Raw genomic sequence first — 21955 nt, 5'->3', positions numbered from 1 at the left:
AAGAAAGAATTCCTAGAATGAGTTTGCATTTATGCTGCTAAATGAGGTAATTTATAGGTAAATATTCTATTGAAATTTACTTAAATGGAAAATAATTCCCAAGTGTTTGACCGCCTAGATTCTAAAATCTTAACGCTGATGCAAGAGGATGCACGACTCACAACGGCAGAGCTGGCGCAGAAAATCTCGTTGAGCAACACGCCTTGCTGGCGTCGCTTAAAACGCCTAGAAGAAGTCGGGATAATCGAGGGGTATCACGCCAGATTAAATGCCCGTCAACTAGGATGGGGGGTAACCGCTTTCGTTCACGTCATGTTAGAAAGTCATCATCCAGAATTAGGCGTACAGTTTGAGGCTGCGGTATTAGCGTTGCCCGAAGTGGTGGCATGTCATAATATCTCAGGACAATATGATTTTTTACTACAGATTGTGGCGAAAGATTTAGAAGGGTTTGGCGAGTTTGCGAGGAACGAACTCCGCAGGTTACCCGGGGTAAAAGAACTTAACTCTAGTTTTTCATTGAAAGCCGTGAAAACAGAAGGAAGCCTACCCATTCCATCACGGTAGGATAGGCCCTTCTACACCTTAGAATTTACCTGCGCGATAATCGAAAACGGCTTCTTCAATTTCTGCTCGGGTATTCATCACAAATGGACCTAGCTGTGCAATTGGTTCATTGAGTGGCTTGCCCGCTGCAATATAAATCTTACTTTCTTCCGTTCCTTTGTTTTCAAATCGTACGCCATCTGCGCTGGTCGAGTTAGTCAGAATCGCCATGGTTTGTAGCGGTGCAGTATTGCCTTCAATTTCTACATTGCCTTCAAAAATATAGGCAAAGGCATTGTGCGTACTCGGGATGGCAATGGCGGCAGATTCACCAGCAGGGATGCTAATGGCTAACAAAAGTGGCTCGGTGTTTGGTTTCTCTACAGGGCCTTTTAAGTCGCCTAATTGACCTGCAATAATCGTTCCGGTCGTCCCATTTTCTGTTTGAAAATGCGTTAGCGTTTCTTCCCCAATATCCTCATAGCCCGGCGCGCACATTTTGTCCGTGCTCTTTAGGTTTAGCCATAGTTGAAACCCTTGCAAGCGGCCTTCTTTTTGTTGAGGCATTTCGGAGTGGATAATCCCTTTGCCCGCAACCATCCATTGCACCGCCCCCGTTTCTAACAAGCCCTCTCCACCATGGTTATCACGGTGAGCCATTCTGCCTTTGATTAGGTAGGTAACTGTCTCAAACCCGCGGTGCGGATGATCTGGGAAGCCTGCGATGTAGTCATTTGGGTTGTCAGAGCGAAATTCATCTAACATCAAAAACGGGTCTAATCTGCGTTGCAAATCTTGAGTCAGGACGCGGAGTAACTTCACCCCTGCACCATCAGAGGTAGGCATGCCGCGCACTGTATGCTCGATTTTTCTGCTCGTTTGGACGGCTGGCAATGAAATAGGATGAATAACTTTTGCTGACATGATCTCTGTCCCCGGTTGGAGTGTTCTATGGGGACAGCTTAACAAGTTAGATTGTTTTGATAAAGTAGGTGCAGTGCATAGTATTGTTCTATTAATGGAACAATACTATGTTATTTAATGATTTAAGCAAGATAGCGTTCAGGCACAATTTGCCATTTTAGTGGGTCTTCATGGCTGACTATTTTGTCTCCACCACCCATACCCAGTGGTTTGGATAAATCTACTTCGTGCGGCGTGATGAACGTATTAGATTTTGTGCTGAACATGACTTTAACCTTTGGCGTTAGCATGTTCTTTTCACTTTGCTCTGTGACAACACCAATTTTGCCGCTTTCTAAGCGCACTAGCGTACCGACCGGATAAATGCCGACTGTACGCATAAATAGCTGCATCAATTGTGGGTTAAAGTGAAACTTACTCCATTCCCACATTTTTTTCAGCGCTTCTGTTGGTGGCATCCCTTTGTGATAACAACGATCTGCCGTAATGGCATCGTAAACGTCCACAATGGCCGCCATCTGAGAGAGTGTGCTAATTTGGTCACCTGGCAATTTATCAGGATATCCACTGCCATCCATTCGTTCGTGGTGATGTCTGGTAATGTCGAGCGGGATATTCCCAACACCAGGCGTCGCAACTAAAATGTTGTATCCATCCATTGGGTGTTGGCGAATAATGGCAAACTCTTCGTCTGTGAGTTTACCGGGTTTATTTAAGATACTATCTGGCACCTTCATTTTGCCTAGGTCGTGCAATAGGCCACCAACCCCCGCTTCACGGGTAATGTCGGTATCCATTTGCAACGCGTGGCAAAACGTCACCATTAGCGTACAGACGCTAACCGAGTGAAGAAAAGTGTAATCGTCTTTGTTCTTGATCTTTAGTAGGGAAATCAGTGCGCCATTATTGCGCATAACCGATCCCGTAATGTCTTCAACCAATGGGGCAACGTTTTCAACGTTAATCGCATGGCCAAGTCGAACATCCTTCATCACGTCTTGTACAATTTGCGCTGCTTGGCTGTGGATCTTTTTTGCTTTTGCTAATTCTTCGGCAATTGAGATGCGAACAATTTCTGGCCGCTGAGAACCAATGGCTTCCAGTTCAGCCTCTAGTTGCGCATCTACTTCTGCTTTGGTTGGCGCATTTTCTACGTCTAAGCCTTTGCTCGTATCAATGTAGAGATCGTGAATGCCCGCATTCGCAATTTTTTGTAGATCCTCGTCCGATCTCACCATGAACTGATTTCTAGCAAAAGGATGGGACATCCAGTCGCAGTTCAGGTCATGCACAAACATGCCAGGGGTTAATTGGTCAAATTGGATTTTCTTAATCATTACTAGACTAGCGCCTGAGCTACAACGTTGGTTGGAATCTTTATTAAGTATAGAAAATTTCTAGTTTTTTTCTTAAAACTTTACTTTGTAGCACCATGTAAAAACGCATGTCACACTCGACCGCCAAAACTTGGCGATAGCCTCTTTAGATACTAGATAAGTTTGGGTGAAATTTTACCCTAAATAGGTCATTTTATAGGTACTGGCTACGTAAAATTTGCAATTTTTCAAGATGTTTTTAATTAAATTGCATATCAGTATCTTGTGAATAATGAGGATGGTTCTAAGTGTATTTTGGTAGTAAACAAGATCTCTCAGTCAAAATGCCTTTTTTAAATAAATTTGCACGATATGGTGTGCTTCTATGACTGCCGAGCAAGTGAGGCTTCTGTTTTTGATGGCTTTAGAAGCTTCAGTTATTAACTCATGCCATATTAGTCAAAGAAAGAATAGGTTTTCCGATATAATTCACGCTTTGACCTGTATTTTATTAAAGTGGCGAATCCATGACACTTACCCACCTCCAGCGATTAGAGGCTGAAAGCATTCATATCATGCGTGAGGTTGTTGCAGAATGTGACAACCCTGTGATGCTGTATTCTATTGGCAAAGATAGTGCAGTAATGCTGCACTTGGCTCGTAAAGCCTTTTTCCCTGCTGTACCACCATTTCCATTGCTCCATGTCGATACCACATGGAAATTTAAGGCAATGTATGAAATGCGTGACCGTATGGCTAAAGAGTTGGGGATGGAGTTGTTGGTTCATCACAACCCTGAAGCGGAAGCCTTAGGTATCAATCCATTTGAGCATGGCTCTCAAGTGCATACCGACATGTGGAAAACCGTTGGATTGAAGCAGGCCTTAGATAAATACGGGTTTGATGCGGCTTTCGGTGGCGCACGCCGAGATGAAGAAAAGTCTCGTGCGAAAGAACGTATTTTCTCTTTCCGTACGGCACAACATCGTTGGGATCCAAAAAACCAACGTCCAGAATTATGGCACCTTTATAACACGCGTAAACATAAGGGTGAGTCGATCCGTGTGTTTCCATTGTCAAACTGGACCGAGTTAGACATTTGGCAATATATCTATCTAGAAAACATTCCAATCGTGCCTTTGTACTACGCTGCAGAGCGCCCAGTGGTAGAGCGCAATGGCACCTTGATTATGGTGGATGACGAACGTTTCCCATTGCAGCCTGGCGAAGAACCAATGATGAAGAGCATTCGCTTCCGTACATTGGGTTGTTATCCGCTGACGGGTGCAGTTGAGTCTACTGCAAATACATTGCCTGCCATTATTCAGGAAATGTTGCTGACCAAAACGTCTGAGCGCCAAGGTCGTATGATCGACCATGACTCCGCCGCATCCATGGAAAAGAAAAAGCAGGAAGGTTATTTCTAATGGCACACGTATCTGATTTGATTGCCAGTGATATCGAGCAGTATCTAAAAAGCCACGAACACAAAAGCCTATTGCGCTTTATTACCTGTGGTAGCGTGGATGACGGTAAAAGTACCCTGATTGGGCGCTTACTGTATGAATCTAAAATGCTGTTTGAAGATCAGCTGGCTGCGATTGAGGCTGACTCCAAAAAATGGGGCACGCAAGGTGGCGAGATTGACTTTGCGCTTCTCGTTGATGGTCTAGCAGCAGAGCGCGAGCAAGGTATTACGATTGACGTTGCGTATCGCTTTTTCTCTACCGATCGCCGCAAGTTTATTGTTGCTGATACCCCTGGGCATGAACAGTACACCCGCAACATGGTGACTGGCGCATCGACTGCCGATGTTGCGGTTATTTTGATTGATGCTCGCCGTGGGGTGTTGACTCAAAGCCGTCGACATAGCTACCTTGTTTCACTCATTGGGATTCGTCACGTCGTCTTGGCTATCAACAAGATGGACTTGATGAACTACTCGCAAGAGGTATACGACAAGATTGTTGCGGAATATAGCGAGTTTGCTGCGCAAATTGGCTTAAAAGATGTGACCCCAATCCCAATGTCTGCTTTAAAAGGCGACAACATTGTGGATCCAAGCGAAAGCATGCCTTGGTATAGCGGCCCAACATTAATGTCCTACCTGGAAAGCGTGGAAATTGATGAAGCCCGTATGCAAAAAGGTGCGTTCCGCTTACCTGTTCAGTGGGTTAACCGTCCAAACCTAGATTTCCGTGGCTTTGCCGGTACGATTGCTAGTGGAGTGGTTCGCACCGGCGACCGTGTGAAGGTACTTCCATCTGGTAAAGAAAGTACGGTTGCGAGAATCGTTACCTTTAGTGGTGATCTAGAAGAGGCTATTGCAGGCCAATCGGTTACGCTGACATTGGCGGACGAGATTGATATTTCTCGCGGCGATGTTTTAGCAAAAGTTAGTGAACTACCGCAAGTCGATAGCGCATTTGAAGCAACGGTTGTCTGGATGCACGATACTGCCTTGCAACCTGGCCGTCCATACTTGTTAAAGACAAGTGCAAGAACCGCCACTGCGACCATTGATCGTATTGAATACCAAGTGAATGTTAATACGTTAGAACGCACGCAACCAGAGGTGTTAGAGCTCAATGGTATTGCTGTTTGCTCGATGACGCTGGATCGTTCAATTGCATTTGATCCGTATGAAGACAATAAAGAAACCGGTGGCTTCATTCTTATCGACCGTCTAAGCAACACAACCGTAGGTGCTGGCCTGTTGCTAAAAGGCCTTCAAGGTGAGCAGAAGATCGGTAATGACGGCCCATTAGACCAGAAAGCACGTGCTGCACATCTAGGTCAAAAGCCGGTGATTTTATGGGTGTCTGGCGGTGATGCTGATCAGCGACTATCTATTGGATCTGCACTAGAGAAGAAATTGCTATCAGTGGGTATGCATACCTACTTGTTGGCACCATCTGTACTCGCTAATGCAATGGGTCCATGCGGTGATTATGCGCAGACACTCAATCAACAAGCAGGTGTTGCCGCGCTAATGGCGGATGCTGGTTTGGTGGTGATTGTTGTGGCAGCCGATGGTGCTGCAATTGAACATGCAGCTTTAGTTGCTAGCTTGCAAGGGCAGGGCGTGCTGCTATCTCTGGATGGTGCAGAGGCTGGAGCAATTGCTGTGGATGTGAATGCAGCCTCTGAAGATGAAACCATTATGGCGTTGCTACAATCTTTGCAGACGACCGGTGCCATCTAATTAGCTAAGCTAAATTGGCGCTAAATAAACAAAACCCCAGTTGGTACGCCACTGGGGTTTTGTTTTTGGTCTGTGATCAAAAAATATCACAGCCTACGCTAAAAAGAAAAAAGAAGTGGTAGAGCTACAAGCAGGGAGGGCAACCCGCTCTACCACCCTTTAAAAACCTTGAATTTGCTGCCTACTTTGAGCTTAGACTACTTTGACAGGATTTCAAGGAATGTCTTTTGTATGATTAATTCATCCAAGATGGCATCGGCAGAAAGACTGCGCCAGACATAAGCGGTTGGAAGTATTTATCAGCTAATTTCTGATAAATCTTTTTTAGATTCTTCGGTTGGAGTTGCTGATTAAACGCATCACGGAACTGCTTGTTATGAAACTCTAAGACATATTCGGTTGCCGGAAAGACATAGTGCAAATCTAATTTTTGCATGGTATTAACTTGCTCTTTCACCAATTGGTTAGAGGCAAGAAAAATGTATAGATCAGCAATCACCGCATCTGTTCTTCCTCCATATAAGAGTTTATTTTGCAGCAATTGCGGAGAAACCTCTTCATATTCCGAAGCTGTGCTAATGGCGTAAGCGTATTCGTAACCTAGGTTTAAAGAGGCATTTTGAAAGGCGGCTACTTTTAACCCTTTTAGATCTTTGAGTGACTCTATCGGTAAGTGTCTGTCTTGCAGGGTTAACGCTACATTTTGAAATCGGATATAAGGTTTCGTTGTAAATCCGTTATCACGTGGTTTATTTTCTATCACGCCGATAATCCCATCCACCTCACCACTTTTGAGCATTAGCAACATGCGTTTATTCGGCGCAAAGTGAGGCTCTAATTCATAGCCCATGTTCTTCACAATGGTTTGAACAATCTCAAACTCCACTCCGCATTGGCATGTACTATTGCTGTACGGAGCCTTGTTATCGCTAAAAGCAATTTTTAGAATCGGCTTGGCAAGTAGATGGGTGCAGATACCCCAGCTGATCAGAAACAAAGCTAGCTTGAATAGTAGAGATTTCATTTGCATGGGAGTCGCTAAATGAGAGGCATGACTATCTAAGTCTAGCAGCCATCATGCGCGATTGCACTGGTAATTATGCTGATTTACTAATACTCAGTCCCGCTTTTACACATCGGAGTACGCCAAAGCTAAACTCCCCGCCTAGCTCGTCAAAAGCAGGTTTTAATCGCATTTGATCATCGGCCGTCAAAATGGCGTGTTCCATTTTTGCAATGCTTGCGCTGTCTAATCCAGTCGCTGTTTGAACGTCAACTAAACCTGCGCTAATGCCTGCCGCTAAATGACTGTAGATGGTTTCTGGAGATAGTCCTCTCGCGGTAGCAATCGCTATTGGGGCGCGCCCACTTTTCACTGCAGCGATGGTTTCTTCTGCACTACTCGATAAGGTTTGGCTAATCGGTTTGGGTTTGCCATATTCAGCATGATGCTTACAAATCACGCCCGCAAAATCACGGCCAAACTTTTGTAATTTGCTATCTCCCACCCCAAATAAGTCTTGCATGTCCTCTACTTTTTCTGGTCGACGGTCAAGCATATGGCGAAGGGTGGTGTCACCAAAAACCATATACGGGGGGATGCCATGCTGCTGAGCAAGTTCACGACGGCATTTACGCAAGGCTTCCCACAAAATATATTCTGCCTCGTCTCTAAACTTAAATTCGCCAGTAGATTGCTTTTGTTTATCAGACTTCTTAATTTTCCGAAGCGTTAGTTGGGTTTCGCCTTTTAGGAGGGGCTTGGAGCGTTCAGTTAACTTTAGCGCACCATTACGCTCTCCGTGGCAGTCAATCCAGCCACCGGCTAATAACTGTCGAAATAGCCCTTTCCAGCTCGTCTCTGTTAGGTCTGCACCAATGCCAAACGTAGTGAGTTGCTGATGCTGGTGCTGTAAGACTTTTTCAGTCGATTTTCCCAGTAAAATATCCGTTAAATGGCCCGCACCAAATTGCTGACCACTTCGGTAAATGCACGATAATGCTTTTTGTGCAGGGACGGTGGCATCCCATGTTTCGGGCGGTGTTTCGCAATTATCACAATGCCCGCAAGGGGGAATGGTTTCGCCAAAATAGCCAAGCAGCGCCTGTCTTCTGCATTGTGAAGACTCACAGAATCCTAACATGGCGTCTAGCTTGTTCCGTTCAAGCTGCTTCTGGGTATCAGGGAGTTGGCCGTGCTCAATCATCTCTCGATGAAGTAAGACATCTTGCATGCCATAAAACAGCAAGACTTCAGCGGGTTCTCCATCTCTACCCGCACGGCCAGTTTCTTGATAATAGCCTTCAATGCTTCTAGGTAAATCTAAATGTGCGACAAACCGCACATCTGGTTTGTCGATCCCCATTCCAAACGCAACTGTTGCCACCATCACAATGCCATCTTCCCGAAGGAAACGCTGCTGATGATGGCTTCTAACAGCGTTATCCAATCCCGCATGGTAGTGAAGGGCGGAAATACCTTGTTGTCTTAGCCAACTCGCTGTGTCTTCAACGCGCTTTCTCGATCCGCAGTAAACGATGCCCGATTCATCCGCATGACGCCGAATAAAAGCCAGTAAATGATCTTTGCTTTTTTGCTTCTCTTGAATCCGGTAAAAGAGGTTCGGTCGATCAAAGCTGGTGATGAACTTTTGGGCATCTGTTAAGCCCAGTCGCAGCGCAATATCTTCTCTGGTATGCGCGTCAGCAGTAGCCGTTAGTGCAATACGCGGCACATTTGGCCAGCGCTGCTGCAAAATGGATAGCTGACGATAGTCTGTCCTAAAGTCATGCCCCCATTGCGATACGCAATGTGCTTCGTCAATCGCAAAAATGGAGATGTCGATAGACTGAAGTAGTCCAAGAAAACGTTCTGTTAATAAACGTTCTGGCGCAACATACAATAAGTCGATCTGCCCATTTAGCAGCTGCTGTTCCACCTGGAGGCTATCTTGAAAAGTCATGGTGGAGTTTAAATAAGCAGCACTTACACCAAGTTGCTGTAGCGTTTCCACCTGATCTTGCATGAGTGCAATGAGCGGAGAGATGACTATCCCACAGCCGGGTCGAATAATGGCGGGGATTTGATAGCATAAAGACTTACCGCCGCCCGTTGGCATTAACACTAAAGCATCGTTGCCAGATAGTACGTGCTCAACAATTGCCTCTTGTGGCCCCCTAAACTCTGGGTAGCCAAATGTATGGAGCAATAATTGTCGAGCTTTTTGCAGCAAATCACTCATTGATTAATCAACTTTGCAAGTTGGCCGACGATCTTCTGAGTTGCTCCTTGGTGCGCCTTCGCAAACTGATGTGCGTTGTTTCGCATGGAAAGAATTGCGGCGTTATCACTCAATAGCTGTTCAGCAGTCAGTAGCGCATTTTTTACATCAGCAACTTCTTTTGAGGCGCCTGCCGTCAGTGCAGCCTTGCTCGCTTCAGCAAAATTAAACATGTGTGGGCCAAATAAACTTGGGCAGCCATAGGCAGCTGCTTCGATGAGGTTCTGACCACCCAGCGGTGCAAGGCTACCACCAATTAGGCACAAGTCGCTTGCGGTGTAATATGCACCCATTTCCCCCATGCTATCGCCTAGTAAAACTTCTACCGTATCTTGTATTTCTTCTGAAGAAACGATAGAAGACCGTTTTATGAATGAGAGCTCATGGGCAGTAATGCAGTCTGCTACTTCATCAAATCGCTGAGGGTGTCGCGGGACGATAATCAGTATGGCTTTGTGTCGAAGATTACTTTGTTTCCACTCGCTTAGAATTAATGCCTCTTCCCCTTCGCGGCTGCTCGCAAATAAAAAGGCTGGGCGACGATTAAGCTTCGTTTTGAATGTTAATCCTAACTCTATTTGTGCGTCTGACGGCTGTACATCAAATTTTAAATTGCCACAAACATGAATGTGGTTCGCTCCAAGATTGGATAGGCGCTCTTGATCATCGCTACTTTGAGCACAAATCAACGAAAACTGTTTCAAGGCGGGGCTTAATAATGCGCTAAAGCGTTGGTAACCTCTGGCTGACTTGGCTGACAGTCGCGCATTTACTAGGGCTAAAGGAATACCATTTTTTGCTGCGGTTTGGCAAAGCGCTGGCCAGACTTCCGTTTCCATGATAATGCCAATAGCTGGCTTAAAATGCTGAAAGAAGCGGCTCATCAGCCAAGATAAATCGTAGGGTAGTGTGGCAATCGTTGCAAACTCTCCATACAACGATTCCGCTGCAGTTCTCCCGGTTGCGGTCATGTGGGTGATCAATAAATGATGATTTGGGTATTTGTTTTTTAGTGAGATGACGAGTGGTTGCGCTGCGCGCGTCTCACCCAAAGAAACCGCATGAATCCAGATGATCGGTTTTTTTTGGGGAAATTTTGGATATATACCAAGGCGCTGTTGCCAATGTAATCGGTAAGCGGGTTCTTTCTTGCCCCTTAGCCAAACTCTTAAAAGGGCAAAGGGCAGTAAGATGATCCAAACTATACGATACAAAAATAATGCCATTACTGACTCTTGCTAGATAAATGAAGCGCATTTGCTACATGTTGCCAAACTTCATCCACCGAAGGTTGAACCTGTATGCCGCCAAGGTTGGCTACGTACTGATCGCCAATTACACCCGCATGATTGGGGTCACTGTCACAAAAAATAGCAATGGTCGGTGTTTCTACCGCATTAGCAATATGCGTAAAACCGGTGTCTACACCAATTGTAATCATCGAATTGGATAGCATCGATGTGGCATCCATTAGGCTTAGTTTTGGTGCAATAGTGCAATTCGGTATTTGCTTCGCAATTTCTTCGGCTCGCGCTTTTTCTGTTGCACTTCCCCAAGTCAATACCGAATGAATGCCTTCTTGATGAAGTTTATTCCCAAGCTCAACCCAACGACGAGTTTCCCATTCTTTTGCAGCTCTAGCGGTATTAACAAGTAAGCAAGCAAAAGCAGTTTTAGGTAGCCAATCTAACGCATGGCTTACATTGCGTATGCCGTAATGAATCGCTTCAGAAGGCGTGTAACCAAGGGCTAGTCCAGCTAACTTTCGATTTTTTGTAATGACATGATCGGTTTTTGGAATTGCAAACGTCTTATCATAAAAAGGAAGGGCGAACTTGTCGCGAATGTTGGTTTTGTCAAATGCACAAGAAGGACCGCGTGCGCGTTTACACACCCAAACACTTTTTAATAGGCCTTGCGGATCAATGATCGCATCGTAGCGATCTTGCTCCAAGCGTTGTAAAAATGCCCTCATCTCCTGACGTATACTTTTTTTCCATAGCTGTTTTCTCCAGCGACGAAGCGCAATAGAAATAACGTGATTCACCCCTGGGTGTAGACGAGGAAGCTCTACATAGGCTTCTTCTGCAACCCAGTCAATCTGCGCGTCTGGAAAGTGCTCGCGAATATCCGTAATCACGGGGAGCGTATGAATTAAGTCCCCCATGGAGGACATGCGAACGATGAGAAATTTAGGCATGTGTATATTGTACCGAAGCTTGCGGTTATAATCTTCCTCCAAATGATCAATTCTCGAAAAGCGACAACAGCTTTATGTCATCATCTCTCGCTCGCTCAGAAAAAATCGCCCTAACGGCGGTTATCATCACTAAAAATGCGGCAACCCAACTAGCTGATTGTTTAAAGTCATTGGCTTTTTGTCAGGAAATCATCGTGGTCGATTCAGGTAGTGAAGACGACACTATCGAGATTGCCAATTCATTTGGTGTGACACTATTGCACCAGTCTTGGCTCGGATTTGGTCCGCAAAAAAAGTTTGCTGTCGGACAATCCAAAACAGATTGGGTGTTATGTCTAGATGCGGATGAACGAATTAGTGAAAAACTAAAAGCCGCGATTATTGCAGAGTTCAAATCGCCAAAATTTCTTGTCTATCAAATGCCTCGTTGCAATCGGTTCATGGGGCGATGGCTAAGACATGGAGAAGGCTATCCAGACTTTAATATCCGACTATTTAATCGTCAGGCAGCAAATTGGTCGAATGATTTGGTGCATGAGCATGTTGTGACAAGTTCTCCGATAGGTGTTTTGCAGGGGGATATCATGCATGATACTGCCGAAACGATTGCTAATTACCTAGAGAAACAAAATCGCTACACAACGCTTCAGGCAGAAGCAATGTATAAAAAAGGCAAAGTACCATCAGTCGTGAAAGTCGTACTTTCCCCATGGATACGGTTCTTTAAAATGTATGTGATTCGCAGGGGTTGGCAAGATGGATTTCCCGGGTTTGTGCACATTACCATCGGTTGTTTAAATAGCTTTTTTAAATACGTTAAGGCGAGAGAGTTCGCTAAACAGGATGAAGTGAAATGAAGATTCTAGTAACTGGCGCAGCAGGCTTTGTGGGTATGCATGTTTCCTTAAAACTACTGGCGCGCGGCGATGAGGTATATGGAATCGACAATTTAAATAGTTACTATGATCCTGCATTAAAAGAAGCGCGTTTGCAGGTGCTATCAGCAGAGCCAAAGTTTCAATTTGAAAAAATGGATATTGCAGATGCGGCTTCATTGCTGTTGCTGTTTGCAAAAGAAAAGTTTGATGCGGTTATTAATTTGGCTGCGCAAGCGGGCGTTCGCTATTCGCTAGAAAATCCAAAAGCCTACGTTGCAAGTAATTTGCACGGGTTTGTAAATATTCTTGAGGCGTGCCGACAATATCCTGTGCAGCATTTAGTCTATGCAAGCTCGAGTAGTGTTTATGGTGCAAATAAAAAAGTGCCATTTAGTGAGTCAGATCCTGTTGATCATCCAGTTAGCCTTTATGCCGCAACCAAAAAATCAAATGAGTTAATGGCGCATACCTATAGCCACCTATTTAATATCCCTACTACAGGGCTCCGCTTCTTTACTGTGTATGGCCCATGGGGGCGTCCGGATATGGCGTATTGGTCATTTACTAAAAAAATATTGGCCGGAGAGAAAATTCCTGTTTTTAATCATGGCGCCCTTAAGCGAGACTTCACATTTATTGATGACATTGTTGAAGGCGTTGTGCGCGTACTAGATCAACCCGCCACGCCTGATGAGCAATTCGATGTAATGCACCCAACTGCTGCTAGTAGTTTTGCACCGTATCGTGTCTTTAATATTGGCAATCACCAGCCTGTGGCGTTAATGACTTTTATCGAGACGTTGGAAAACGCGATTGGTAAAAAAGCAGAAAAAGAATATTTGCCAATGCAGCCGGGAGATGTTGAGGCAACCTATGCCGATACCGATCGTTTGCAGCGCTTGTGCGGCTTTGCCCCATCTACGTCGCTAGCAGATGGCTTGGCGAAATTTGCAGACTGGTACAAAAACTACAATTTTTCATAGCAATGTCATGTAACTCATTGAAAATCAATAAATGAACGGCCAGATGGAATTGACGGGAAGTAGTTGTTTTGGCTATAATCCGGCAGTTTTTCGCTCCACCAAAATTGTTAGCTAGGTAAACAAATGAAGAGTACCAAAGCGGGTAGTGTAATTGCTTTGCAATTGGTGCTAACGACAATCATGTCTTTGTTGGCTCTAGTCTTATCAGATGGCTTTGCTGCATTGAGCGCAGTAATGGGCGGCGGAATCGCGATCTTAGGCGCATTGCTTTACATCAAAGTAGCCTATCGCACCAAGTTTGCAAGCCCTCAAGTTTTGATGAGGGCGCATTTTCGTGCGGAAATGCTGAAAATGTTTGCGACAGCACTTTTGTTTGCTGTCGTGTTTATAGGGTTTAAAGGTGTGGCAGCAGGGTGGGTGATTGGTTCCTTTGCTGTTGCTACCGCAGCCTATTGGCTGGTACTGGTATCTATTAGAAAAAACGGGTGAGTTTTTATGTCTCAAGAAGCACATCACGGGCCGGCGAATGCCACCGAGTATATTCAGCACCACTTGACGTTCCTTACGCCAGATCCGCATACCCATCAAGGTTTTCACTTGGATACCTTCTGGATTGCATTGGTTCTAGGTTTGCTATTTGTTGGCGTATTCAGCCTGGTTGCACGCAAGGCCAGCGTAGAAAAGCCTGGTCGTTTACAGTGCTTGGTTGAAATCATCATCGAGATGGTTGATAAGCAGATCAAAGATGCATTCCACGGTAAGAGTAAAGTAATTGCGCCATTGTCACTCACGATTTTCTGCTGGGTGTTCTTAATGAACGCAATGGACTTCTTGCCGGTTGACTTACTGCCTTGGATTGCTAATCACGTATTTGGTATTGCTTACCTACGTGTTGTTCCTACTGCAGACGTAAACCAAACATTTGCAATGTCAATTTCTGTCATGTTCCTAATTATCGGCTTCTCTATTGCCGCTAAAGGTCCTGGTGGATACGTTAAAGAGTTATTTACTGCGCCATTCCATGCTTCAAGCACAGGTATGACGATCGTGTTGGCGCCAGTTAACTTTGCTTTCCAGTTAATCGAATTGCTTGCTAAGCCAATTTCTCTGGCGTTGCGGTTGTTCGGTAACATGTATGCTGGTGAATTGATTTTCATCTTGATCGCTATGCTGCCAATGAGCGTGCAATGGATCTTGGGTGGGCCTTGGGCAATCTTCCACATTTTAGTGGTTACCCTACAGGCATTCGTGTTCATGATGTTGACCATTGTTTACCTCAGCCTAGCGGTTGAAGATCATTGATCAGTATCTGACAACAATTGTATTAACTTTTTTCATTAACCTTTACTTTTTTATCTACTAGGAGAACATCAATGCAAGCACTGATCGCTCAACTGCAGGGCTACACTGTTCTAGCAGCAGCTTTCATCATCGGTCTGGCCGCTATCGGTACAGCTATCGGTTTCGCTCTGTTAGGTGGCAAGTTCTTGGAAGCATCTGCACGTCAGCCAGAATTGATTCCAGTTTTGCAAACAAAACTGTTCATTATTGCTGGTCTATTGGACGCGATCTCTATGATCGGTGTTGGTGTTGCTATGCTTTACACCTTCAACAACCCGTTCATCGCTGCGGTTAAGGCTGCTGTTGGCGCCTAATCTAGGGTCCTTTATTAACCCTTGAGAGGAAAACAACATGGATATCAATGCCTCGTTGTTAGGGCAAATGATCACCTTCGCTATTTTGGTGGTCTTTACCATGAAGTTTGTTTGGCCTCCGCTGACCCAGATGATGGACGAGCGCGCTAAGCGTATTTCTGAAGGTCTGGCTGCTGCGGAAAAAGGCAAGCATGACCTAGAAAATGCTGAAAAGCGTGCCGCGGAAAAACTGCGCGAATCAAAAGGTCAGGCTGCGGAAATCATCGCTCTGGCAGAAAAACGTGCTGCGCAGATTGTTGATGAGGCAAAACAGGCTGCTAAAGCAGAAGGTGAGCGTCAGCTTGCTGCTGCTGAGGCTGAAGTCGAGCAAGTAATGGCTCGTGCTAAGGAAGAACTACGTCAGCAAGTAGCTGCTCTTGCAGTGACTGGCGCAGAAAAAATCCTACGTCGTGAAATCGACGCTAAGGCACATGCTGATTTGCTTGAAAACATCAAAGCGGAATTGTAAAACTCATGGCAGAAATCGTTACCGTTGCGCGCCCATATGCAGAGGCTGCATTCAAGCTATCTAATGAGCTTGGACAGTTGGCTGCTTGGGACGACGCTTTGCGTCTGTTGGTGGCGGTGGTTCAGAATGAACAGGTTGCTGATGTTATCGGCAATCCAAACATCTCTGGATCGCAGGTCGAGTCTCTGCTGCTGGATATCGTGAGTGACAAAGTCTCTTCAGAAGTGAAGAACTTTGTGAGGGTGCTTGTGGAAAACAAGCGTCTGGTCTTGTTGCCAGAAATCTCTCGTCAATTTGCCGAGCTAAAGCTCAAGGCAGAAAACTCTATCGATGCCAGCATCGTGTCCGCCTTCCCGCTGACTGATGCCCAACTAGGTGAGCTCACAGCCCAACTGGTAAAACGGTTTGATCGCCAGATTCGCGCGCAGGTGACGGTAGACCCTGAACTATTAGGCGGGGTTAAAATCACTGTCGGAGACGTCGTTGTCGACGCATCCGTTCGCGGCAAGCTGCAGGCGATGGCCTATGGGCTCAAAAGTTAGGAGTAAACATGCAACTGAATCCATCTGAAATCAGCGAGCTGATTAAGAACAAGATCCAGAACCTGTCTGCAGGTTCGGAATCTCGTACACAAGGTACGGTTGTGTCGGTAACTGACGGTATCGTTCGTGTTCACGGTCTATCAGACGTGATGCAGGGCGAGATGTTAGAGTTCCCGAACAACACTTTCGGTCTAGCACTGAACTTGGAGCGTGACTCCGTTGGTGCTGTGGTGATGGGCGATTATGAGCACATCACTGAAGGCAACGAAGTTAAATGTACCGGCCGTATTCTAGAAGTACCTGTAGGTCCTGAATTGGTAGGCCGCGTGGTTAACGCGCTAGGTCAACCAATCGACGGCAAAGGCCCGATCAACGCTAAGGCTTCTTCTCCAATCGAGAAGATTGCTCCAGGCGTTATTGCTCGTCAGAGCGTTTCTCAGCCAATGCAAACTGGTATCAAAGCGATTGACGCAATGGTTCCGGTTGGTCGTGGTCAGCGTGAGTTGATCATTGGTGACCGTCAAACTGGTAAAACAGCGGTTGCGATCGATGCGATCATCAACCAAAAAGGTACCGGTGTAATTTGTATTTACGTAGCGATTGGCCAGAAGGCTTCTTCTATCGCTAACGTGGTACGTAAATTGGAAGAGCACGGCGCATTGGGTCACACCATCATCGTTGCTGCATCTTCTTCTGAATCTGCTGCGATGCAATTCATTGCACCTTATGCTGGTTGTGCAATGGGTGAGTACTTCCGCGATCGCGGTGAAGATGCGCTAATTGTTTATGACGATTTGTCTAAGCAAGCGGTTGCATACCGTCAGATTTCTCTGTTGTTACGTCGTCCACCTGGTCGTGAAGCGTACCCTGGTGACGTATTCTACATTCACTCTCGTTTGCTAGAGCGTGCAGCTCGTGTAAATGCAGAATATGTAGAAAAACTAACCAACGGTGAAGTGAAAGGCAAAACTGGTTCTCTAACCGCATTGCCAATCATTGAAACCCAAGCTGGTGACGTATCTGCATTCGTTCCAACCAACGTGATTTCCATTACTGACGGTCAGATCTTCTTGGAAACTGACTTGTTCAACTCTGGTATCCGTCCAGCGATCAACGCGGGTATTTCTGTTTCTCGTGTGGGTGGCGCAGCGCAAACTAAAGCGGTTAAAAAGTTGTCTGGTGGTATCCGTACCGACTTGGCACAGTACCGTGAACTAGCAGCGTTTGCTCAGTTTGCTTCTGATTTGGATGAAGCAACACGTAAGCAGTTGGAGCGTGGTCGTCGTGTGACTGAGTTGATGAAGCAAGGTCAATACGCGCCAATGAAAGTCTCTGAAATGACCCTAACACTGTTCGGTGTTAACAAGGGTTATTACGATGACGTTGCTGTCGAAAAGTGTCTGGCATTTGAAGCTGCCTTCTTGTCATACGTAAAAGCTAATCACCCACAAGTGTTGGCTGACGTTGACAGTACAAACGAATTGTCTGGTGACAATGAGAAAGTACTAGCTTCTGCGCTGGTTGAGTTCAAAAAGACTGCAACCTACTAATCAGACGCAAGGACAGGAACTGTTATGGCAGGCGGAAAAGAGATTCGCAACAAGATCAAGAGCGTGCAAAACACGCAAAAGATCACTCGTGCGATGGAAATGGTTGCCGCATCCAAAATGCGCCGTGCGCAAGACCGGATGCGGGCTGCCCGCCCTTACGGTGAAAAGATCCGCACCGTTGCCGCTAATCTGTCGCAAGCCACCAAGGATTACATGCATCCTTTCTTGGTTACTCGCCCAACCGTTAAACGTGTTGGTGTGATTGTAGTAACCTCTGACAAGGGTCTTTGTGGTGGCTTGAATACCAACGTGTTGCGTTTGTTGACGCAGCGCATGAAAGCCTGGCAAGGCCAAAACGTCGATGTAGATGTATGTGCAATCGGCGGTAAAGGCTTCGGCTTTATGCAGCGTATCGGCGCTAGCGTGGTATCCAATGCGACTCACTTGGGTGACACACCGCATTTGGATCAATTAATTGGTCCAGTGAAGGTGATGCTGGATGCATTCATCGAAGGCAAAATCGACGAACTGCACGTTGTATACACCAAGTTTATCAACACAATGCGTCAAGAGCCTGTTGCTGAGCAATTACTGCCAGTAAAAGCTGAAACGCTGAAAAATGAGCAATCCCATAACTGGGAATATCTGTATGAACCAGATGCTCGTATCGTGATTGATGAACTGTTGCTTCGTTATGTTGAAGCTTTGGTATACCAGGCTGTAGCCGAGAACATGGCATCTGAGCAAAGTGCTCGTATGGTTGCTATGAAAGCTGCATCTGACAACGCAGGTACTGTGATTGATGAGCTGAAACTGGTTTATAACAAAACCCGTCAAGCTGCAATTACAAAAGAACTGTCTGAGATTGTTGCGGGGGCAGCAGCGGTCTAACCTGAAGGTTAGGTTCGCTTCGCAAAGGTTTTAACTGGATTTGGGAACCAACATGAGCAAAGGTAAAATTGTTCAGATCATTGGTGCGGTGGTTGACGTGGAATTTCCACGTGATCAAATGCCCAAGGTATATGACGCCTTGAAAATGTCTGCGCCTGAGTTGACGCTGGAAGTTCAGCAGCAACTAGGTGACGGCGTGGTGCGTTCTATTGCCATGGGTTCTACCGATGGTCTGCGTCGTGGCATGGAAGTTGAAGGTACTGGCGCTGGTATTTCTGTACCAGTGGGTGCTGCAACTCTAGGCCGTATTATGGACGTATTGGGTAACCCTGTTGACGAAGCTGGTGACATCACTGCTTCTGACAAGTGGGCTATCCACCGTAAAGCACCAAAGTTCGACGAGCTATCTTCAGCTAACGAACTATTGGAAACTGGTATTAAAGTTATTGACTTGCTATGTCCATTCGCTAAGGGTGGTAAAGTGGGTCTGTTCGGTGGTGCCGGTGTAGGTAAAACCGTTAACATGATGGAACTGATCAACAACATTGCTAAGGCTCACAGTGGTCTTTCAGTGTTTGCTGGTGTAGGTGAGCGTACCCGTGAAGGTAACGACTTCTATCATGAAATGAAGGACTCTAACGTTCTAGATAAAGTGGCCATGGTTTATGGTCAGATGAACGAGCCTCCTGGTAACCGTCTGCGCGTTGCGTTGACTGGTCTTACTATGGCTGAGTACTTCCGTGACGAAGTTCGCGAAGATGGCGGCAAAGGCCGTGACGTTCTATTCTTCGTGGATAACATCTACCGTTACACACTAGCCGGTACTGAAGTATCTGCGCTATTGGGTCGTATGCCTTCTGCTGTGGGTTATCAGCCTACACTAGCGGAAGAAATGGGCCGTCTACAAGAGCGTATTACTTCTACTAAGACAGGTTCTATTACATCTATTCAGGCCGTTTACGTTCCTGCGGATGACTTGACTGACCCGTCTCCAGCTACAACGTTCGCTCACTTGGATGCGACCGTGGTTCTGAGCCGTGATATTGCTGCATTGGGTATCTACCCAGCGGTTGACCCACTAGACTCTACCTCACGTCAGCTAGATCCGTTGATCGTGGGCGAAGAGCACTACTCAGTAGCTCGTGGTGTTCAGCAAACCTTGCAGCGTTACAAAGAATTGCGTGACATTATTGCGATTCTGGGTATGGACGAGTTGTCACCAGAAGATAAATTGGTGGTTCAACGCGCTCGTAAGATCCAGCGTTTCTTGTCTCAGCCATTCCACGTAGCGGAAGTGTTTACCGGTAGCCCTGGTAAGTACGTATCACTGAAAGATACCATTTCTGGCTTCAAGGCTATCTTGAGTGGTGATTACGACCATCTGCCAGAACAGGCATTCTACATGGTCGGTACCATTGATGAGGCTGTAGAAAAAGCCAAGTCTCTTCAGTAATAAGGCGGGTGAAATATGGCTATGACGATGCATGTAGATGTGGTTAGTGCTGAACAAAACATTTTCTCTGGTACAGCCGAGTTTATCGTTGCACCAGCAGAAAAAGGTGAAATCGGTGTTTACCCACGCCATGCGCCGTTGTTGACGCGTTTGAAACCTGGTCTTCTGAAGATCAAACTCCAGCATGCTGATGAAGAAACATATATTTTTGTTTCTGGTGGCTTGCTGGAGGTGCAGCCCCATGTCGTAACAGTGCTAGCTGATACGGCTCTTCGTGGTGCAGACCTTGATGAGGCTCGTGCATCTGAAGCGAAGCGTCGTGCGGAAGAAGCGCTTAAAGACAAGTCTGCTGCAATGGATCTTGCCAAGGCACAGGCGGAACTCGCTGAGGCGGTGGCTCAACTTGCCGCCATCAACAAGCTGCGCAAACGGTCTCATTGATCGTGTAGTGACAAACAGAAAAGGCAGCTTCGGCTGCCTTTTTTGCATTTTCTATCATAGATAGAAAGCCCATTAGCTGCAGAGCTGGCGGGATGCTGGTATATTCACTTCTTTCTCTTCTTTGTCCAAATCTGGCCTGAAATTCAATGACTACACCTTTACACGTTGTAATTTTAGCGGGCGGTAAGGGTACGCGCATGTACTCAAAACAGCCTAAAGTTCTTCACCAAATTGGTGGCAAGCCAATGCTTGAGCATGTCATCGACTGTGCACAATCGCTTTCTCCAGAAAAGCTGATTGTGATTTATGGTCACGGTGGTGAGTCAGTTAAAGATGCGGTGGCTAATCCAGCGCTAGAGTGGGTTAAGCAGGAGCCCCAGTTGGGTACAGGTCATGCAATGCAATGCGCCGCGCCTAACTTAACCTCGGCAGGTTATTCGCTGGTGCTATATGGTGACGTGCCGTTGCTAGATAAGCAAACCTTACAAAAAATGTTGGCAAAAGTAGCGGATGAACAGTCTTCGGTCGTTCTGCTGACACAGTTTCTTGCTAACCCTACTGGTTATGGCCGAATTGTTCGTGATGATGCCGGTGCTGTAACAGCCATTGTTGAACATAAAGATGCGTCAGAAGTTCAACTGGCAATAAATGAAATTAACACCGGTATTTTGTTATTGCCCAACTCGCATGTGCATACTTGGTTGTCTAAGTTGACGAATAATAATGCGCAAGGAGAGTACTATTTAACGGATTTAATTGGCATGGCGGTGCATGACGGACTTGTTGTTCAAACTGTTCAGCCAATGAATGAGTGGGAAACACTCGGCGTTAATAATAAAATCCAACTGGCTGAACTTGAACGCCATTATCAGTCACAAAACGCGTTATCGCTGATGACAAAGGGTGTCATGTTGCTTGACCCCGCGAGAATAGATATTCGAGGCAATCTCACTTGTGGACAAGATGTCGTCATTGATGTGAACTGTGTCTTTGAAGGTAGTGTTATCTTAGGTGACGATGTTGAGATCGGGCCGAACTGTTATCTAAGTAATTGCCAAATCGCCGCTGGAACAAAGATTGCAGCCTTTTCGCATATTGATGGTGCTGAAGTGGGGCAAGGTGCAAAAATTGGTCCGTATGCAAGATTGCGACCGGGGGCTAAATTAGCAGATGAAGTGCATATTGGTAACTTTGTAGAGATTAAAAAATCACAAGTTGGCTTAGGAAGTAAGGTAAACCATCTTAGCTATATTGGGGATGCGCTAGTTGGATCTGGTGTCAATATTGGTGCGGGTACAATTACTTGTAACTATGACGGAGTCAATAAGTCGCTTACCGAAATAGGTGATGGCGCGTTTGTTGGTTCTGGCAGCATGTTGGTTGCGCCTGTCGTGATTGGCGCAGGTTCAACAATTGGTGCTGGTTCGACGATTACTAAGCCTGCGCCCGCAGAGCAACTGACGGTAGCGCGTGCTAAACAAGTTAGCTTATCTAATTGGCAACGCCCCGTGAAAAAAACATCCTAATTAATAGAATAATTAACTAGGATGCTTAGAAAATAAAAGCCTGGCAGGGTGAACTT

Annotated in this window: 21 protein-coding genes; 15 read left to right on the top strand and 6 right to left on the bottom strand. The window is 45.9% G+C overall.

Annotation, left to right across the window (positions count from 1 at the left end; translation table 11 throughout):
• Positions 1-84: 84 nt before the first annotated feature.
• Positions 85-567 (top strand): Lrp/AsnC family transcriptional regulator, encoded by a 483-nt coding sequence (locus LIN78_RS03420; RefSeq protein ID WP_227178486.1) that lies wholly within the window; start codon positions 85-87, stop codon positions 565-567.
• Positions 568-585: 18 nt separating this feature from the next.
• Here the strand turns inward: LIN78_RS03420 and LIN78_RS03415 are convergent, their stop codons facing one another.
• Together LIN78_RS03415 and LIN78_RS03410 are read right to left on the bottom strand one after the other, a co-directional pair.
• The gene (locus LIN78_RS03415; RefSeq protein WP_227178484.1) at positions 586-1470 is read right to left on the bottom strand and encodes a pirin family protein; all 885 of its coding nucleotides are present in this window, start codon (positions 1468-1470) and stop codon (positions 586-588) included.
• 122 nt (positions 1471-1592) lie between these two features.
• On the bottom strand, positions 1593-2807 hold the full coding sequence (locus LIN78_RS03410; protein ID WP_227178482.1) for an HD-GYP domain-containing protein: 1215 nt from the start codon (positions 2805-2807) through the stop codon (positions 1593-1595).
• Positions 2808-3313: 506 nt separating this feature from the next.
• Here LIN78_RS03410 and cysD point away from each other — a divergent pair.
• Entirely contained in the window at positions 3314-4213 is a 900-nt protein-coding gene (cysD, locus tag LIN78_RS03405) for a sulfate adenylyltransferase subunit CysD (RefSeq protein ID WP_227178480.1), read from the top strand.
• On the top strand, positions 4213-5991 hold the full coding sequence (gene cysN, locus LIN78_RS03400) for a sulfate adenylyltransferase subunit CysN (RefSeq protein ID WP_227178478.1): 1779 nt from the start codon (positions 4213-4215) through the stop codon (positions 5989-5991). Before cysD ends, cysN begins: the two co-directional genes overlap by 1 nt.
• A gap of 235 nt (positions 5992-6226) precedes the next feature.
• Here cysN and LIN78_RS03395 read toward each other — a convergent pair whose 3' ends face one another.
• The 4 genes from LIN78_RS03395 to waaC all read right to left on the bottom strand — a co-directional run bounded on the left by LIN78_RS03395 (position 6227) and on the right by waaC (position 11472).
• Entirely contained in the window at positions 6227-7021 is a 795-nt protein-coding gene (locus tag LIN78_RS03395) for a substrate-binding periplasmic protein (protein ID WP_227178476.1), read from the bottom strand.
• A gap of 67 nt (positions 7022-7088) precedes the next feature.
• On the bottom strand, positions 7089-9233 hold the full coding sequence (gene recQ, locus LIN78_RS03390; protein ID WP_227178474.1) for a DNA helicase RecQ: 2145 nt from the start codon (positions 9231-9233) through the stop codon (positions 7089-7091).
• The gene (gene waaA / locus LIN78_RS03385; RefSeq protein WP_227178472.1) at positions 9230-10498 is read right to left on the bottom strand and encodes a lipid IV(A) 3-deoxy-D-manno-octulosonic acid transferase; all 1269 of its coding nucleotides are present in this window, start codon (positions 10496-10498) and stop codon (positions 9230-9232) included. Before waaA ends, recQ begins: the two co-directional genes overlap by 4 nt.
• Positions 10498-11472, bottom strand: a complete 975-nt coding sequence (gene waaC, locus LIN78_RS03380) for a lipopolysaccharide heptosyltransferase I (RefSeq protein WP_227178469.1) — start codon at positions 11470-11472, stop codon at positions 10498-10500. Before waaC ends, waaA begins: the two co-directional genes overlap by 1 nt.
• Before the next feature lie 74 nt (positions 11473-11546).
• On the opposite strand from waaC, the gene LIN78_RS03375 reads away from it, so the two are divergent.
• The 12 genes from LIN78_RS03375 to glmU all read left to right on the top strand — a co-directional run bounded on the left by LIN78_RS03375 (position 11547) and on the right by glmU (position 21899).
• Positions 11547-12329 carry a glycosyltransferase family 2 protein gene (locus LIN78_RS03375; RefSeq protein WP_227178467.1) on the top strand — a complete coding sequence of 261 codons (783 nt, stop codon included), beginning with the start codon at positions 11547-11549 and terminating at the stop codon, positions 12327-12329.
• Positions 12326-13333: an NAD-dependent epimerase gene (locus LIN78_RS03370; RefSeq protein WP_227178464.1), complete on the top strand. Its 1008-nt coding sequence runs from the start codon at positions 12326-12328 to the stop codon at positions 13331-13333. Before LIN78_RS03375 ends, LIN78_RS03370 begins: the two co-directional genes overlap by 4 nt.
• Positions 13334-13456: 123 nt before the next feature.
• Complete coding sequence (locus tag LIN78_RS03365; RefSeq protein ID WP_227178462.1) at positions 13457-13822, top strand: ATP synthase subunit I; 366 nt, start codon at positions 13457-13459, stop codon at positions 13820-13822.
• Between the two features lie 6 nt (positions 13823-13828).
• A complete protein-coding gene (gene atpB / locus LIN78_RS03360) occupies positions 13829-14635 on the top strand; it encodes a F0F1 ATP synthase subunit A (protein WP_227178460.1) in 807 nt (268 codons plus the stop codon).
• A gap of 71 nt (positions 14636-14706) precedes the next feature.
• Entirely contained in the window at positions 14707-14988 is a 282-nt protein-coding gene (gene atpE / locus LIN78_RS03355; RefSeq protein WP_018152618.1) for a F0F1 ATP synthase subunit C, read from the top strand.
• Between the two features lie 37 nt (positions 14989-15025).
• Positions 15026-15496 (top strand): F0F1 ATP synthase subunit B, encoded by a 471-nt coding sequence (locus tag LIN78_RS03350; RefSeq protein ID WP_227178458.1) that lies wholly within the window; start codon positions 15026-15028, stop codon positions 15494-15496.
• Positions 15497-15501: 5 nt separating this feature from the next.
• Positions 15502-16038 (top strand): F0F1 ATP synthase subunit delta, encoded by a 537-nt coding sequence (locus tag LIN78_RS03345; protein ID WP_227178455.1) that lies wholly within the window; start codon positions 15502-15504, stop codon positions 16036-16038.
• Positions 16039-16046: 8 nt separating this feature from the next.
• Positions 16047-17588, top strand: coding sequence for a F0F1 ATP synthase subunit alpha (atpA, locus tag LIN78_RS03340; RefSeq protein ID WP_227178453.1), 1542 nt, complete (start codon positions 16047-16049; stop codon positions 17586-17588).
• Between the two features lie 24 nt (positions 17589-17612).
• Positions 17613-18479 carry a F0F1 ATP synthase subunit gamma gene (atpG, locus tag LIN78_RS03335; protein WP_227178452.1) on the top strand — a complete coding sequence of 289 codons (867 nt, stop codon included), beginning with the start codon at positions 17613-17615 and terminating at the stop codon, positions 18477-18479.
• A 52-nt stretch (positions 18480-18531) separates the two neighbouring features.
• Positions 18532-19932 carry a F0F1 ATP synthase subunit beta gene (atpD, locus tag LIN78_RS03330; protein WP_227178449.1) on the top strand — a complete coding sequence of 467 codons (1401 nt, stop codon included), beginning with the start codon at positions 18532-18534 and terminating at the stop codon, positions 19930-19932.
• A gap of 15 nt (positions 19933-19947) precedes the next feature.
• On the top strand, positions 19948-20373 hold the full coding sequence (locus tag LIN78_RS03325) for a F0F1 ATP synthase subunit epsilon (protein ID WP_227178447.1): 426 nt from the start codon (positions 19948-19950) through the stop codon (positions 20371-20373).
• 146 nt (positions 20374-20519) lie between these two features.
• Positions 20520-21899 (top strand): bifunctional UDP-N-acetylglucosamine diphosphorylase/glucosamine-1-phosphate N-acetyltransferase GlmU, encoded by a 1380-nt coding sequence (gene glmU / locus LIN78_RS03320; RefSeq protein WP_227178445.1) that lies wholly within the window; start codon positions 20520-20522, stop codon positions 21897-21899.
• Positions 21900-21955: the final 56 nt, after the last annotated feature.

Source organism: Leeia speluncae (assembly GCF_020564625.1).
GTDB lineage: Bacteria > Pseudomonadota > Gammaproteobacteria > Burkholderiales > Leeiaceae > Leeia > Leeia speluncae.
This window is presented reverse-complemented; position numbering and strand designations above follow the sequence as displayed.